We start from the raw sequence: 15,269 nt of genomic DNA on the forward strand, positions 1-15,269 counted from the left end.
GTGGGCCGATCCGTCAGACGGACTGAATGGCGCGCAGCACGTCGACGAGCCCATGGCCCTGGAAGTGGCGTTCGCGAGCCAGGTCCGTCGCCGTGGCGCACAGGATCTCCTTCACGCGTTCCGGGCGCCCGATCAACTCCCGGTTGCGGGCCAGCAGCATGGCCGCGGCTCCGCTGACATGGGCCGCCGCCTGACTGGTGCCGTGCATGGCGGCGATGCCTTCCCCGGGAATGGGGCCGTCGATGTCCTCCCCGGGCGCCACCAGGTCGGGCTTGGGCCGCCCGTCGCCGGTGGGTCCCCGGCTGGAGAAGTAGCTGACGCCGTGGCGGTGCGGGTTGCTGCGGTGGGTGGAGCCGACGGTGATGACGGACTCCGCGTTTCCGGGGTCTGAGATGCTGATGTCCTGGTAGTCGGCGCCCACGGTCCGCGCGGTGCCGGCGAACCCCGCGTTGCCGGCCGCGGTGACGACCACGACGCCCGACCGTGTCAGACGGTCGCATTCGACGCACACGGGTGTCCACCCGGTGGAGTGGCTGGCGACATCGTGCGGGACCGACAAGCTGATGTTGACCCCGGCGACGATGAGGCGCCCGGCGTGCTCGTTGATGTGACGGATCGCCTGCAACGCGGTGACGATGGAGAATTCATCACCCCCTCCGTCGTCGTCGAGGACTCGGAAGTCGTAGAGCCGGATGCGTGGGCAGATGCCGCGGAAGTCCAGATCCGGCCACCAGCCGCCGATGATGCCGGCGATGTGGGTGCCGTGCTGGTCGCCGGGCGGTGGCCGTGCGGGCTGTTCCGGGGCCGGGGTGGTCTCGACGGACGGCAGGGCGGCCGCCCAGTTGACGAGGCCGCCCACGAGCACGTCGGCGGAGAGTTTCTCCCGTACGCCGGTGAAGTCGAAGGAGCGGGCGATGCGCGTCTCGAGTTGCTGCGGTGTCGAGCCGGTGGTGTCCCAGTCGTGGAAGGCGGGGTGCCGCGGGTCGATGCCGCTGTCGACCACGGCCCAGCCGATGGAGGCGGTGTCGACCGAGAAGACCTGCTCCGCCGCGTCGGCTTTGATGGTCCGGCGGGACCGTACGACCGCTCCGGTCGCGGGCCGGTTCGTCGTCACGGATACGACGGGGTACTTCTGTCTCCGGTCGGCCACCCGCCCGGCGGGTGCGTGCGGCCGGCGCACGGGGCCGGTGTCCATGACGACGGCGTCCAGCATGTCGACGAGCACGCCGGTCACGGCCCGTTCCCCTGTCTCACCCCGGTCCAGGTCCGGCCTCGCGTTCCGCACGATGCGGTGCAGCAGCCTCAACAGCCAGGTGACGTGGCGGCCGCGCTCCTGCCGGCGCTCCATGCTGTCGTGGATCTCGCTGGTGGCCGGGGTCCTGACGTGTCCTGCGAGGGCCGCTTCGATGCCTTCGGTCCCGCCGTTGCGGGCGAGTTCGTGGGCGACGCGCACCGCACCGGCCAGACTGGTCAGGGGCAGGACGTCGCTGACGAGTTCCTTCAGGGTCAGCTGCGCCGCCACGAAACTGCCGGCGGCGATCGGACGGCACTTCTCCATCAGCCCGCGGCTCTGGAAACGCTCCAGTACGTGCTCGACGCCGTACTCCTCGCGGATCGCGAGAATCAGGTCCTGCCGTCCCCGCTCTCCCGCCCGGACCACGGCCCCCGGGCCGTCGGCGTCCCTCGGCGAGGACGGTGGCCGGGCGAACGCCAGCCACACGTCGAAGTGCACGGGGCAGTAGGTGGCCCACAGGACAGGGACGGGACCATCCCCGTAGAACACCGTTGAGAGGTCGGCTCGGTCCATGTGGACTCCCGGTGCGCGTGGGTGCGGCCCTGCACAGGGCGGTGGGAGACAGCAGCAGCCGGAGGGCCTGCTTTCATCATCCGCCCTGGTCATGGGCGCTGCAACCGCACGTCCGGCCGCGCCGGCACCTTCGGTCGGATCGCGTCCACGCCGCCCGCGGGCTCTCCTGACCCCGCCTCTGAGGGGTCTGCGGGCCCGGGGATCTCCGGCTGACGACGGCAGCGCTGACGCCACATCAAGCACGGTGTGGTGATGTCACCGTCACCACGGGTGCGGGCGTACCGGCTGACGGCGGTCCCTACGCCGTCAAGGGCGGCCCGCCCTCGTACGCCGCGAGCAGTACGCCCCGCACCCCCTCCGCCGTCACCTCGCGCGGGTTGGCGTACGGTTCGCCCGCGACACGGGCCGCCGCCGGTGTCACGTCGGCCTCCGTGAAGCCCAGTTGGGCGAGGGAACGCGGTGCGCCGAGGCGGCCGGCCAGGTCCCACAGGGCGCGGGGCACGTCGTCGGCGCCGAGGGCGCGGCGCAGTACGGTCACCGCCTGTGGTGCTGCGGGGGCGTTGTGGGCGAGGGCGTAGGGCAGGACGACGGTGTGGGTCTCGGCGTGGGGCAGGCCGTATGTGCCGCCGAGGACGTGGCACAGCTTGTGGTGCAGCCCCATCGTGGTCGTGCCGAGGCACGCGCCGCACAGCCACGCCGCGTACAGTGCCCGGCTGCGCGCGTCGAGGTTCTCCGGGTCGCCGGCCAGCCGCGGCAGCGCCTCGGCCATCGCCCGCACGCCCTCCTCCGCCATGACCGGGACCAGCGGTGAGACGTCCGGCGCGTACAGCGCCTCGACGGCGTGCGCGAGCGCGTTGATCCCGCTGGTCACGGTCAGCGGTACGGGCAGGGAAAGGGTGAGCGTGGGGTCGTAGACGACGCTGCGGGGCTGGACGACCGGGTCGCGGCCGGTGCGTTTGGTGCCGTGCTCGGTCAGGCCCCACACCGGGGTCATCTCGGAGCCCGAGTAGGTCGACGGCACCGCGATCAGCGGCAGTTGGGTGCGCAGGGCGATCGCCTTGCCGAGCCCGATCGCCGAGCCGCCCCCGACCGCGACGCAGCCGTCCGCCCCGGCCGCCCGGACGGCTTCGACGGCCCGGTCGGCGTCCTCGACGGGCACGTGCATCCGCGCCTCGGCGTGCAGTCCCGCGCACCTGTCGCCGAGGGCGTCCGCCACCGTCCGGGCCACGCGCTCGCCCCGGCTGCCGCACACCACCAGCAGCCGCCTCAGGCCGAGGCGCGCCGCCTCGCCCGGGGTGGCGGTGACGGCCGCGCCGGGCCGGAACACGATTCGCACGGGCCGGGTCTCGTATGTGAACTGCTCCTGGAACGTCATGCGGTCCGCTCCAGGACGAGGTCGAAGCGGGCATGCCGGAAGGGGTTCTCCACACCGAACTCGCGGGCCAGCGAGGGGTCGTCCGTCGCCGTGAAGTCCTGCACCAGGCTCTGCTTCACGGCGAACACCGCGTCGGAGTCGAGGTAGTCGCCCCCGGCCACGAAGATGTGCGTGGTGACGGGCGTGTGGCCTTCGGCCGCGGCGATGAAGTGGATGTGCGCGGGGCGGTAGGGGTGCCGCCCGGTCGCCCGCAGCAGCCCGCCCACGGGGCCGTCGGTGGGGATCGGATACGCCGCCGGGACGCAGGTGCGGAACCAGAAGCGGCCCTCGGAGTCGGCGGTGAACAGTCCGCGTCCGTTGCCCGCGGGCTGGACGCCGGGCTGCTGTACGTCGTAGTAGCCCTTGTCGTCGGCCTGCCAGACGTCGACGACGGCACCGGGCAGCGGGGTGCCGTCCGCGGACCGCACCCGGCCGCTGACGACGCACCTGGCGCCGCCGCCCACCAGGTCGATGTCGTCGCCGAGCGCGCGGACCGGCGACTCGGTCATATGGAAGGGGCCGAGCACGGTCGACTCGGTGGCGCCGGCCGCGCGATGGCCGTTGACGGTCTCCACGAGCATGGAGAGGCCCAGCACGTCCGACAGCAGGATGAACTCCTGCCGGGTGTCGGTGCAGGCCCGGCCGGTCGACGTCAGGAAGGCGATCGCCCGCTCCCACTCCTCCTGGGTGAGGCGGGTCTCACGCGCGAAGTCGTGCAGATGGCGGACGAGGCCGGTGAGCAGTTCACGCAGCCGCGGGTCGGCGGTCCCGCGCAGGCTGGCCAAAGCCTGCTCGGTGACGCCGGTCCCGGTCGCATCGGTGGTCATCCCGGCTCCTCGTCGTCGATGTCCGCTTCCTCCATGATGGCGTGCCCAGGCATGCCCGAGCATGCGCCGCAGCGCGTCCGTGAGCGGTTCTCCGCGTCCGGAGCGGCGGAGAAGTGCCGGAAGGCGACGAAACCGTCGGGACGGACGAGAAGGGCGCCCGCGCCGGAGATATCGCGCCGGCGTGCCCAGGCGCCGTAGGGGCGCCGTCCGGGACGGACCGGCCGGGCGACGCTGTACCGCAAGCTGCGGAGCTACCGGCGCTGAGCCGCAGGCACGCACAAACAGCTCGGGCGGGTCGAGATGATCTCGACCCGCCCGAGCTGGTCTGTGTCCGAGGGGGGACTTGAACCCCCACGCCCGATAAAGGGCACTAGCACCTCAAGCTAGCGCGTCTGCCATTCCGCCACCCGGACCAGGTGTCTGCCGCCTTGCAAGGGTGTTCCCCGCGGCGACACGGACAACAATACCAAGCTTTCGGAGTGCCTTTCACCTGCGTTTCCGTCCGCCTGGCGGGGGTCCGGGCCCTCGCGCTCCGATACCTCTAGGGTCACACCATGAGTGACTGGATGGTTACGCGGAGCTCCTCGGCGGGGCGTCGCCCGCGCGCGCTGTCGCCGCTCAGGGAGCATCTGCGGGACACGTTCTGGTTCGCCCCGACCGCGGCGATGGTGAGCGTCTTCGTGATCTGGGTGGGGGCGCAGGCGCTCGACACGGTCGTCGTCGACACGCTCCAGGAGGACCGGGACTACGAGACGCTCGACGAGCTGCTGCGGTTCGCGGACGACGCGAAGGCCGTGGTGAACGCGGTCGGCTCGGCGATGATGACCTTCATCGGTGTGGTCTTCAGCATCTCGCTGGTCGCCGTGCAGATGGCGAGCGGGCAGTTCACCCCGCGCGTGGTGCGGCTCTTCGTCCGGAGCCGGATCACCAAGGCGACCTTCGCGGTCTTCCTGGCGACCTTCGTGCTGACCTTGCTGGTCCTGACGAGCTTCGACAGTGTCGACGACCCCCGGGCCGTCACATCGGTGCCTCTGGTGCAGTCGGTTCTCACCCTCTGCATGGTCGGGCTGAGCCTGCTGCTCTTCGTGCTGTACGTGAACGCCACCCTGCGGCTGATGCGGATCAGCCATGTGATCGCGCGGATCGCCTCGGAGTCGTTCCGGGTGGCCGCCTCGATGCCCGTGCCGGTGGGCGGGCAGGAGGCTTCGGGCCTCGGCGCCGAGACCGCGTGGGTGCCGCACGAGGGCCGGGCGGGGGTGCTGCGGGACGTGCACATCGCGCGGTTGGTGCGGGTGGCGCGCAAACACGGGGTGGTGCTGCGGCTGATCCCTCGGATCGGTGACTTCGTGGTGCCCGGTATGCCGGTTCTGGCGGTGCACGGCGGGCCGGTGCCGCCGCGCAGGGTGCTGCGGTACGCGATCTCGGTGGGGGTGGAGCGGACCTACCACCAGGATCTCGGTTTCGGGCTGCGCCAGTTGTCCGACATCGCGCTGCGCGCCCTGTCCTCGGCGATCAACGATCCGACGACCGCCGTGCAGGCGCTGGACCGTATCGTCCAGTTCCTGGCGGCGCTGAGCCGGCGCCCGCTGGACGCCGCCCTGCACCGGGACCGGGCCGGTGCGGTGCGGTTGGTGCAGCCGGTGCCGGGGTGGACCGAGCTGGTGGATCTCGGGTTCACCGAGGTACGGGTCTGTGCCGTCGGGAGTCCGCAGGTCTCCCGGCGCATGCTGGCCGGACTGGACGACCTGCTTCTGCTCGCCCCGCCGGAACGCCGTAAGCCGCTGCTGCGCCATCGCGAACTGCTCCGGCAGGCCGTCGACCAGACCGCGCCGACCGCGTCGGACCGGGAGTTCGCCCTGCGCCCGGACCGGCAGGGGATCGGCTGAGAGACGCCCGGCGCGCTCGGGCACGAGCGGCAAACGGCCAGGCCCGGCACGCGAGGGGGAACCGGATCCGGCCCACCCGGGACGGGAGGGAGCGGTGGCGGAGCGGTGGGGCTGCCGGGCAGGGCCGGAGCGTCGGACCGCGCTCGGCGTCCGACGCCGGCAGCCACGGGGCGGACGGCGTGGCGAACCGGCGTCGGACACGCCCCCCTCGTCAGGGCAGCAGCTGGTATTCCGGGAAGTTCCCCGGCAGCCGCTCCCCCTGCGGTCCCCGCGTCACCGCGCGCACCAGCAGGTCGCCGCCGACGAACGCGCCGCGCCAGGACGCCCCGAGCCCGCCGAACAGCTCGTGGCGATCACCCCGGGAGCGGGGCGCGCCGTGGCCGACCTTGAACGCGCGGATGTGCGGGGCTAGCCGGTCGTACGTCGCCCGGTCGTCCGTGGACAGCGTGGCGACCAGCGCGCCGTTGGAGGCGTTCATCGCGGCCAGCAGCTCCGCCTCCGTGTCGACCAGGACGATCGTGTCGACCGGGCCGAACGGCTCCGCGTGGTGCAGCGGAGAGGACGAGGGCGGGTTGAGGAGCGTGACCGGCTGGACGTAGGCGGCGGTGTCCTGGCCGGGCAGGAAGCGGGCGTCGTCGGGCGTGGCGCGGTGCAGTGGTACGGCGCCGCGCTCGATCGCCTCGGCGACCTGGTCCCGCAGCTCCTTCGCCTTGGCCGCGTTGATCACCGGCCCGAAGTCCAGCTCCGGGTACGGGTCGTCCCGTTGCTCCACGGCGAGCGGATGCCCGACTCTGAGCGTGCGCACCGCCGGGAGGTACGCCGCCAGGAACGCGTCGAACAGGTGCCGCTGGACGACGAAGCGCGGGTACGCCGTGCAGCGCTGCTTGCCGTAGTCGAAGAGCTTGGGGATCACCGCGGTGAGGGTGTCCCAGTCCGAGTAGTTCCAGATGCCCCAGGTGTTGAGTCCTTCCTGTTCGAGTACGTGTCGTTTGCCGAGGTCGGTGACGGCCGTGGCCACGGCGGCGCCGGTGTCGCGGCCGCCGACGAAGGAGACGCAGCCGATCTCGGGCGCCCGCACCAGCGCCTGGGACAGCTCGCCTCCGCTGCCGCTGACGAGCGTCACGGGAATCCCCTCGCGGGCGGCGAGGGCACAGGCCAGCGTCAGGCAGGCGACACCGCCGTCGGTCGGGGTCTTGGCGATGACCGCGTTGCCTGCCAGTGCCTGGACCAGCATTGCGTGAACGAGCACGCTCATCGGGTAGTTCCAGCTCGCGATGTTGGAGACCGGTCCGTCCAGCGGGGCCCGGCCGGCGAGCATCGGTTCGATGCCGTCGACGTACCAGCGGACCCCGTCGATGGCCCGGTCGACGTCCGCCTGGGCGAGCCGCCAGGGCTTGCCGATCTCCCAGACGAGCAGGAGTGCGAGCAGGCCGCGGTGTTCGGCGAGCGCGTCGAGGGTGGCGGCGACCCGCGCCCGGCGCTCCTCCAGAGGCAGGTGCCGCCAGGCGCGGTGCTGGTCGAGTGCGGCGCACACGGCCCGGTGCGCGGTGGTCCCGTCCAGGCGTGGCGGACCGGCGATCGGGCTGCCGTCGACCGGGCTGACGGCGGGCAGGACCCGGCCGTCCTCCTGCCAGGCGCTGTTCCAGAGGTTGAGGACCCGGTCGTCGCGGAAGGCCTCGGGGGCGACGGCGAGGCAGCGCCGCCACGCGTCGGGCCAGGACGTGCCGGTCTTGAGGGTGAGGGTGGGTGCCATGGGGTTGCTCCGCTCTCGGTGCACAGTCGGGGGCGGGGAATCGGCGTGAGTGGCCTGCTAGCGGCCTTCGAGTCGGGCGAGCATGGTGGCCGGCCCGGTTACCGGCCTTCGAGAGTCGGGCGAGCATGGTGGCGGCCCGGCTAGCGGGATTCGAGTCGCGCGAGCATGGCGGTGGCCCGGCTAGCGGCCTTCGAGTCGTGCGAGCACCAGTTTCGCCGTCTCGGTCGGTGTGCCGCCCACGCTCACTCCGACCGCCTCCAGGGCCTCTTTCTTCGCGGCGGCCGTGCCGGAGGAGCCCGACACGATCGCGCCGGCGTGCCCCATGGTCTTGCCCTCGGGTGCGGTGAATCCGGCGATGTAGCCGACGACCGGCTTGGTGACGTGCTCGCGGATGTACGCCGCCGCGCGTTCCTCCGCGTCGCCGCCGATCTCGCCGATGAGGACGATCAGTTCGGTGTCGGGGTCGTCCTGGAAAGCGGCGAGGCAGTCGATGTGCGTGGTGCCGACGACGGGGTCGCCGCCGATGCCGACACAGGTGGAGAAGCCGATGTCGCGCAACTCGTACATGAGCTGGTACGTCAGCGTGCCGGACTTGGAGACCAGTCCGATGCGGCCCGGTTCGGTGATGTCGGCCGGGATGATGCCGGCGTTGGACTGGCCGGGCGTGATGAGGCCTGGGCAGTTGGGGCCGACGATGCGGGTGCCCTTGTCCTGGGCGTACGCGGTGAAGGCGACGGAGTCGTGGACGGGGATGCCCTCGGTGATGACGACCGCGAGGCCGATGCCGGCGTCGGCGGCTTCGACGACGGCCGCCTTGGCGAAGGCGGGCGGCACGAAGACCACGGTGACGTCCGCTCCGGTCGCGCGCATCCCGTCGGCGACCGAGCCGAAGACGGGCACGGCCATGGGGGCGCCTCCCAGGCCCTTCAGTCGCTGGTGGACGTCGAAGTCGACGGTGCGGCCCGCCTTGCGCGGGTTGACGCCACCGACGACGTTCGTTCCGGCCTCCAGCATCCGCCGGGTGTGCTTCATGCCCTCGCCGCCGGTCATGCCTTGGACGAGGACCCTGCTCTCCTTGGTGAGGTAGATGGCCATGGCGTTCCCTCTCCTCAGGCCGTGGTGGCGAGTTCGGCGGCACGGGCGGCGGCGCCGTCCATGGTGGTGACCTGCTGGACCAGCGGGTGGGCGTGCTCGTCGAGGATGGCCCGGCCCCGGGCCGCGTTGTTGCCGTCGAGACGCACGACGAGCGGCTTGGTCAGCCGGACGGTGTCCAGCGCCCGGACTATGCCGTCGGCGACCGCGTCGCAGGCGGTGATCCCGCCGAAAACGTTGACGAAGACTGATTTCACGGCCGGGTCGGAGAGGATGACCGCCAGCCCGTCCGCCATCACCTGGGCGCTCGCACCGCCGCCGATGTCGAGGAAGTCGGCCGGTCGCGCGCCGCACCCCGCGACCACGTCGAGCGTCGACATGACGAGGCCGGCGCCGTTGCCGATGATGCCGACCTCGCCGTCCAGCTTGACGTAGTTGAGGCCCTTCGCGGCGGCGGCCGCCTCGAGAGGGTCGTCGTGCCCGGTGTCGTCCGCGCCCCAGCGTGCCTGCCGGAAGCGGGCGTTGTCGTCAAGAGTGACCTTGCCGTCGAGGGCCAGGATCCGGCCCTCCTTCGTGCGGACGAGCGGGTTGACCTCGACGAGGAGGGCGTCCTCGCGGACCAGGACCTGCCACAGGCGTACGAGCACGTCGACGGCCTGGTGCGGCAGTCCGGCGGCGTCGGCGATCTCGGTGGCCTTGGCCGGGGTCACGCCCTCGGCCGGGTCGACGGGGATGCGGGCGACCGCCTCCGGCCTCGTGGCGGCGACCTCCTCGATGTCCATGCCGCCCTCGGCCGAGGCGATCGCGAGGAAGCGGCCCGCCGCACGGTCGAGTACGTAGGACACGTAGAACTCGGCTGCGATGTCCACCGGTTGGGCCAGCATGACCGTGCCGACCGTGTGGCCCTTGATGTCCATGCCGAGAATCTGGCGTGCGGTCAGCTCCGCGGCGACCGGGTCGGCGGCCAGTTTCACACCGCCGGCCTTGCCACGCCCACCGGTCTTCACCTGGGCTTTCACCACGACCCGGCCGCCGAGCCGGCGTGCGATCGCGCGTGCTTCCTTGGGCGAGTCGGTCACCTCGGCCCGCGGCACCAAAATGCCGTGTTCTTCGAAGAGTTCCCTTGCCTGGTGTTCGTACAGGTCCATTTCGGCTCCTGACTGCTGTGTCTTCCGGGGAGCGACCCCCAGTCCCCCGAAAGTGCCGCACGCCCCCTGGACACCACCCACCGGATGCGGGATAACAAGCTTCATACAGTATTCGTCGACTGTATGCAATGTACTGCGAGCCGCTCCAACCCCCTACGAAGGGACAGGACTTCGCCATGCCCGACGACACCCAGGACTTGATTTCCGGTGGTCATCTCGTAGCCAAGGCGCTGAAGGCCGAGGGGGTCGACCGCATCTACACGCTGTGCGGCGGCCACATCATCGACATCTACGACGGCTGCGTCGACGAGGGCATCGAAGTCGTCGACGTACGCCACGAGCAGGTCGCCGCCCACGCCGCCGACGGTTACGCCCGCATCACCGGCAAACCCGGCTGCGCGGTGGTCACCGCCGGCCCCGGAACGACCGACGCCGTCACCGGTGTCGCCAACGCCTTCCGCGCGGAATCCCCCATGCTGCTGATCGGCGGCCAGGGGGCTCTCACCCAGCACAAGATGGGTTCCCTGCAAGACCTGCCGCACGTCGACATGATGAACCCCATCACCAAGTTCGCGGCGACCGTGCCCGACACGGCCCGCGCCGCGGACATGGTGTCCATGGCGTTCCGCGAATGCTTCCACGGCGCACCCGGCCCCTCCTTCCTGGAGATCCCACGCGACGTGCTGGACGCCAAGGTGCCCGCGTCCAAGGCGCGCGTGCCGCAGGAAGGCGCCTACCGCGCCTCGACCCGCTCGGCCGGCGACCCCGAGGCCATCGAGAAGCTCGCCGACCTGCTGGTGCACGCCGAGAAGCCGGCCATCCTGCTCGGCAGCCAGGTGTGGACGACCCGGGGCACCGAGTCGGCCATCGAGCTCGTCAGGGCCCTCAACATCCCCGCCTACATGAACGGCGCGGGACGCGGCACCCTTCCGCCCGGCGACCCGCACCACTTCCAGCTCTCGCGCCGGTACGCGTTCTCCAACGCCGACGTCATCGTCATCGTCGGAACGCCCTTCGACTTCCGCATGGGCTACGGCAAGCGGCTGTCTCCGGACGCCACCGTCGTGCAGATCGACCTCGACTACCGCACGGTCGGCAAGAACCGCGACATCGACCTCGGCATCGTGGGTGACGCCGGCCTGGTGCTGAAGTCGGTGACCGAGGCGGCCTCAGGGCGCGTCAACGGCGGTGCGTCCAGGCGCAAGGAGTGGCTGGACGAGTTGCGGGCGGCCGAGCAGACCGCTCTGGACAAGCGGCTGCCCAGCCTGAAGTCCGACGCCTCGCCCATCCACCCCTACCGCCTGGTCAGCGAGATCAACGACTTCCTCACCGAGGACTCCATCTACATCGGAGACGGTGGCGACATCGTCACCTTCTCCGGGCAGGTCGTGCAGCCCAAGTCGCCCGGGCACTGGATGGACCCGGGCCCCCTCGGCACGCTCGGCGTCGGCGTCCCCTTCGTGCTCGCGGCCAAGCAGGCGCGGCCCGACAAGGAGGTCGTCGCGCTCTTCGGCGACGGCGCGTTCTCCCTGACCGGCTGGGACTTCGAGACGCTCGTCCGCTACGACCTCCCGTTCGTCGGCATCGTCGGCAACAACTCCTCCATGAACCAGATCCGCTACGGCCAGGCCGCCAAGTACGGCAAGGACCGCGACCGGGTCGGCAACACCCTCGGCGACGTCCACTACGACAAGTTCGCCCAGATGCTGGGCGGTTACGGCGAAGAGGTCCGCGACCCCGCCGACATCGGCCCCGCCCTGCTGCGCGCCCGCGAGTCCGGCAAGCCGTCACTGATCAACGTCTGGGTCGACCCCGACGCGTACGCCCCCGGAACCATGAACCAGACCATGTACAAGTGAGGTGCCCCCGATGACAGGAACCAAGGCCCTCGAAGGCATCCGCGTCCTGGACATGACCCACGTCCAGTCCGGACCCTCCGCGACGCAGCTGCTCGCCTGGCTCGGCGCGGACGTCGTCAAGCTGGAGGCGCCGACCGGCGACATCACGCGCAAGCAGCTGCGTGACCTGCCGGACGTCGACTCCCTCTACTTCACGATGCTCAACTGCAACAAGCGGAGCATCACCCTCAACACCAAGACCGGGCGCGGCAAGGAAATCCTCACCGAGCTGATCAGGCGCTCCGACGTCATGGTCGAGAACTTCGGCCCGGGCGCGGTGGACCGGATGGGCTTCACCTGGGACCGCATCCAGGAGATCAATCCACGGATCGTCTATGCCTCCATCAAGGGGTTCGGCGAAGGCCCGTACACCAACTTCAAGGCGTACGAGGTCGTCGCGCAGGCCATGGGCGGGTCGATGTCGACCACCGGTTTCGAGGACGGGCCGCCGCTGGCGACGGGGGCCCAGATCGGGGACTCGGGGACGGGTGTGCACGCCGTGGCGGGCATCCTCGCCGCGCTCTACCAACGGGAGCGCACCGGGCGCGGGCAGCGGGTCAACGTGGCCATGCAGCACGCCGTACTCAACCTGTGCCGGGTGAAGCTGCGGGATCAGCAGCGTCTGGCACACGGGCCGCTCGCTGAATATCCCAACGAGGACTTCGGCGACGAGGTCCCCAGGTCCGGAAACGCGTCCGGCGGCGGCCAGCCCGGCTGGGCGGTCAAGTGCGCGCCGGGCGGCCCGAACGACTACGTGTACGTCATCGTGCAGCCCGTCGGCTGGCAGCCGATCAGCGAGCTCATCGGCCGGCCCGAGCTGGCCGACGACCCCGAGTGGGCGACGCCTGAGGCACGGCTGCCCAAGCTCGGCAAGATGTTCCAGCTGATCGAGGAGTGGTCCTCGACGCTGCCCAAGTGGGAGGTACTGGAGCGGCTCAACGCGCGCAACATCCCGTGCGGGCCGATCCTGTCCACCCGGGAGATCATCGAGGACCGTTCGCTCGTCGCCAACGGGATGGTCGTCACCGTCCCCCACCCCGAGCGCGGCGACTTCGTGACCGTCGGCAGCCCGCTCAAGTTGTCCGACTCCCCCGTCGAGGTGACCAGCTCCCCTCTGCTCGGCGAGCACAACGAAGAGGTCTACGTCGGCGAACTCGGCCTCGGCGACGAGGAAGTACGCCTGCTCAAGTCGAACGGAGTGATCTGACGTGATGGCGGAAGACCGGGTCCTGCGGGTGCGGTCCCTCCTGGAGTCCGTGCGGGCCGGGGGACGGACCGCGCTGACCGCGCCCGAGGGCAAGGTGATCGCCGACGCGTACGGGATCGCCGTACCGGGCGAGGAACTGGCCACGGACGTCGACGAGGCCGTGGCGTTCGCGGCGCGCTTCGGCGGGCCCGTCGTGATGAAGATCGTCTCCCCGGACATCCTGCACAAGACCGACGCCGGCGGGGTGATCGTCGGGGTCGAGGGCGCGACCGACGTACGGGCGGCCTTCCACCGCATCATCGACAACGCGCGAGCGTACAACGCCGATGCCCGTATCTCGGGCGTGCAGGTGCAGGAGCTGCTGCCGAAGGGACAAGAGGTCATCGTCGGCGCGGTCACGGACCCGACGTTCGGGAAAGTGGTCGCCTTCGGGCTCGGTGGGGTGCTCGTCGAGGTCCTGAAGGACGTCACGTTCCGGCTCGCGCCGGTGACCGCAGACGAGGCGCTGTCGATGCTGGACTCGATCCGGTCGGCGGAGATCCTGCGCGGGGTGCGCGGCCAGGCGGGCGTGGACCGGTGGGCGGTCGCCGAGCAGATCCGCCGGGTGTCGCAACTCGTCGCGGACTTCCCCGAGATCGCCGAGGTGGACCTCAATCCCGTGATCGCGACGGCGGAGGGGGCCGTCGCGGCCGACATCCGGGTGATCCTCGCCGAGTCGCAGCCCGTGCCGCGCCGGAAGTACTCGCGCGACGAGATCCTCACCTCGATGCGCCGCCTGATGCAGCCGGGCTCGGTCGCCGTGATCGGTGCATCCAACGAGCAGGGCAAGATCGGCAACTCGGTGATGCGCAACCTCATCGACGGGGGGTTCGCCGGGGAGATCCATCCGGTGAATCCCAAGGCCGATGACATTCTGGGCCGCAAGGCGTACAAGAGTGTCACGGACGTTCCCGGTGAGGTGGATGTGGCGGTCTTCGCGATCCCCGCCAAGTTCGTGGCCTCGGCCCTGGAGGAGGTGGGACGCAAGAAGATCCCGAACGCCGTTCTGATCCCCTCCGGGTTCGCTGAGACCGGCGAGCACGAACTCCAGGCGGAGATCGTGGCGATCGCCGAGCGGCACGGCGTCCGGCTGCTGGGCCCGAACATCTACGGCTACTACTCGACCTGGCACGACCTGTGCGCCACGTTCTGCACGCCCTACGACGTCAAGGGCGGGGTGGCGCTGACCTCGCAGTCGGGCGGCATCGGGATGGCCATCCTGGGCTTCGCCCGCACCACCAAGACCGGTGTGTCGGCGATCGTCGGGCTCGGCAACAAGTCGGACCTGGACGAGGACGACCTGCTGACCTGGTTCGGCGAGGACCCGCACACCGAGTGCATCGCGATGCACCTGGAGGACCTCAAGGACGGCCGCGCCTTCGTGGAGGCCGCCCGGGCGACCGTGCCGAAGAAGCCGGTGGTCGTGCTGAAGGCCGGGCGGACGGCGGCGGGTGCCAAGGCCGCGGGATCGCACACCGGTGCCCTGGCGGGCGACGACGCCGTGTACGACGACATCCTGCGGCAGGCCGGGGTGATCCGGGCGCCGGGGCTGAACGAGATGCTGGAGTACGCGCGCGCGTTGCCGGTGCTTCCGGCTCCCCAGGGCGACAACGTCGTGATCATCACGGGCGCCGGCGGCAGCGGTGTGCTGCTCTCCGACGCGGTGACGGACAACGGCCTGTCACTGATGGAGATCCCGCCCGATCTGGACGAGGCGTTCCGGAAGTTCATCCCGCCCTTCGGGGCCGCGGGCAACCCGGTGGACATCACCGGGGGCGAGCCGCCGTCGACGTACGAGGCGACGATCCGGCTGGGTCTGGAGGATCCGCGCATCCATGCGCTGGTCCTCGGCTACTGGCACACCATCGTCACTCCTCCCATGGTCTTCGCCGAGCTCACCGCGCGCGTGGTGGCCGAGTTCCGGGAGCGGGGGATCGAGAAGCCCGTGGTGGCGTCGCTCGCGGGGGACGTGGAGGTCGAGGAGGCCTGCCAGTACCTCTTCGAGCGCGGGGTCGTGGCGTACCCGTACACGACCGAGAAGCCGGTGGCCGTGCTCGGCGCGAAATACCGCTGGGCACGGGCGGCGGGGCTGCTGGGGGGCGGTACATGAGGTGAGTGAGCGGGGGGCCGGCCGAGGGTGCGCGTCGGCCGGCCCCGGGACCCGCGCGCGCACGAAAGGCATGGGACAGGGGGCGCTG

The 15,269-nt window shown here is 71.0% G+C and carries 11 protein-coding genes and 1 tRNA gene; 4 read left to right on the forward strand and 8 right to left on the reverse strand.

From position 1 onward, the window contains the following. Positions 1–13: 13 nt before the first annotated feature. The 5 genes from IO24_RS0116035 to IO24_RS0116055 all read right to left on the reverse strand — a co-directional run bounded on the left by IO24_RS0116035 (position 14) and on the right by IO24_RS0116055 (position 4,461). Positions 14–1,807 (reverse strand): S8 family serine peptidase, encoded by a 1,794-nt coding sequence (locus IO24_RS0116035; protein WP_031136268.1) that lies wholly within the window; start codon positions 1,805–1,807, stop codon positions 14–16. Between the two features lie 298 nt (positions 1,808–2,105). Beyond that, on the reverse strand, positions 2,106–3,182 hold the full coding sequence (locus tag IO24_RS0116040; RefSeq protein ID WP_031136270.1) for a maleylacetate reductase: 1,077 nt from the start codon (positions 3,180–3,182) through the stop codon (positions 2,106–2,108). Then, positions 3,179–4,048 (reverse strand): intradiol ring-cleavage dioxygenase, encoded by an 870-nt coding sequence (locus tag IO24_RS0116045; RefSeq protein ID WP_031136272.1) that lies wholly within the window; start codon positions 4,046–4,048, stop codon positions 3,179–3,181. Before IO24_RS0116045 ends, IO24_RS0116040 begins: the two co-directional genes overlap by 4 nt. Further along, the gene (locus IO24_RS47600; RefSeq protein ID WP_031136273.1) at positions 4,045–4,290 is read right to left on the reverse strand and encodes an aromatic-ring hydroxylase C-terminal domain-containing protein; all 246 of its coding nucleotides are present in this window, start codon (positions 4,288–4,290) and stop codon (positions 4,045–4,047) included. Before IO24_RS47600 ends, IO24_RS0116045 begins: the two co-directional genes overlap by 4 nt. An 86-nt stretch (positions 4,291–4,376) precedes the next feature. Continuing rightward, positions 4,377–4,461, reverse strand: a tRNA-Leu gene (locus tag IO24_RS0116055). A 141-nt stretch (positions 4,462–4,602) separates the two neighbouring features. Here IO24_RS0116055 and IO24_RS0116060 point away from each other — a divergent pair. Further along, complete coding sequence (locus IO24_RS0116060; RefSeq protein WP_045296224.1) at positions 4,603–5,934, forward strand: DUF2254 domain-containing protein; 1,332 nt, start codon at positions 4,603–4,605, stop codon at positions 5,932–5,934. Between the two features lie 211 nt (positions 5,935–6,145). Here IO24_RS0116060 and IO24_RS0116065 read toward each other — a convergent pair whose 3' ends face one another. The 3 genes from IO24_RS0116065 to sucC all read right to left on the reverse strand — a co-directional run bounded on the left by IO24_RS0116065 (position 6,146) and on the right by sucC (position 9,927). Then, positions 6,146–7,687, reverse strand: a complete 1,542-nt coding sequence (locus tag IO24_RS0116065) for an aldehyde dehydrogenase family protein (protein ID WP_031136276.1) — start codon at positions 7,685–7,687, stop codon at positions 6,146–6,148. 180 nt (positions 7,688–7,867) lie between these two features. Beyond that, positions 7,868–8,782: a succinate--CoA ligase subunit alpha gene (sucD, locus tag IO24_RS0116070; protein ID WP_031136278.1), complete on the reverse strand. Its 915-nt coding sequence runs from the start codon at positions 8,780–8,782 to the stop codon at positions 7,868–7,870. 14 nt (positions 8,783–8,796) lie between these two features. After that, complete coding sequence (gene sucC, locus IO24_RS0116075; protein WP_031136280.1) at positions 8,797–9,927, reverse strand: ADP-forming succinate--CoA ligase subunit beta; 1,131 nt, start codon at positions 9,925–9,927, stop codon at positions 8,797–8,799. 176 nt (positions 9,928–10,103) lie between these two features. Between sucC and IO24_RS0116080 the strand changes: the two genes are divergently transcribed. The 3 genes from IO24_RS0116080 to IO24_RS0116090 are packed head-to-tail and all read left to right on the forward strand — an operon-like array spanning position 10,104 to position 15,181. After that, positions 10,104–11,786: a thiamine pyrophosphate-binding protein gene (locus tag IO24_RS0116080; protein WP_031136282.1), complete on the forward strand. Its 1,683-nt coding sequence runs from the start codon at positions 10,104–10,106 to the stop codon at positions 11,784–11,786. Positions 11,787–11,796: 10 nt separating this feature from the next. Beyond that, positions 11,797–13,032 carry a formyl-CoA transferase gene (gene frc, locus IO24_RS0116085; RefSeq protein ID WP_031136284.1) on the forward strand — a complete coding sequence of 412 codons (1,236 nt, stop codon included), beginning with the start codon at positions 11,797–11,799 and terminating at the stop codon, positions 13,030–13,032. A gap of 4 nt (positions 13,033–13,036) precedes the next feature. Continuing rightward, positions 13,037–15,181 (forward strand): acetate--CoA ligase family protein, encoded by a 2,145-nt coding sequence (locus IO24_RS0116090; protein ID WP_031136286.1) that lies wholly within the window; start codon positions 13,037–13,039, stop codon positions 15,179–15,181. Positions 15,182–15,269: the final 88 nt, after the last annotated feature.

It is taken from the genome of Streptomyces flavovariabilis (assembly GCF_000725785.1).
Classification (GTDB): domain Bacteria; phylum Actinomycetota; class Actinomycetes; order Streptomycetales; family Streptomycetaceae; genus Streptomyces; species Streptomyces hawaiiensis.

What these genes read in the sequence shown, in the direction of transcription:
- IO24_RS0116035 (WP_031136268.1), bottom strand. Translation starts at nt 1,807, where the DNA reads ATGGACCGAGCCGACCTCTCAACGGTGTTCTACGGGGATGGTCCCGTC.
- IO24_RS0116040 (WP_031136270.1), bottom strand. Translation starts at nt 3,182, where the DNA reads ATGACGTTCCAGGAGCAGTTCACATACGAGACCCGGCCCGTGCGAATC.
- IO24_RS0116045 (WP_031136272.1), bottom strand. Translation starts at nt 4,048, where the DNA reads ATGACCACCGATGCGACCGGGACCGGCGTCACCGAGCAGGCTTTGGCC.
- IO24_RS0116060 (WP_045296224.1), top strand. Translation starts at nt 4,603, where the DNA reads ATGAGTGACTGGATGGTTACGCGGAGCTCCTCGGCGGGGCGTCGCCCG.
- IO24_RS0116065 (WP_031136276.1), bottom strand. Translation starts at nt 7,687, where the DNA reads ATGGCACCCACCCTCACCCTCAAGACCGGCACGTCCTGGCCCGACGCG.
- sucD (WP_031136278.1), bottom strand. Translation starts at nt 8,782, where the DNA reads ATGGCCATCTACCTCACCAAGGAGAGCAGGGTCCTCGTCCAAGGCATG.
- sucC (WP_031136280.1), bottom strand. Translation starts at nt 9,927, where the DNA reads ATGGACCTGTACGAACACCAGGCAAGGGAACTCTTCGAAGAACACGGC.
- IO24_RS0116080 (WP_031136282.1), top strand. Translation starts at nt 10,104, where the DNA reads ATGCCCGACGACACCCAGGACTTGATTTCCGGTGGTCATCTCGTAGCC.
- frc (WP_031136284.1), top strand. Translation starts at nt 11,797, where the DNA reads ATGACAGGAACCAAGGCCCTCGAAGGCATCCGCGTCCTGGACATGACC.
- IO24_RS0116090 (WP_031136286.1), top strand. Translation starts at nt 13,037, where the DNA reads ATGGCGGAAGACCGGGTCCTGCGGGTGCGGTCCCTCCTGGAGTCCGTG.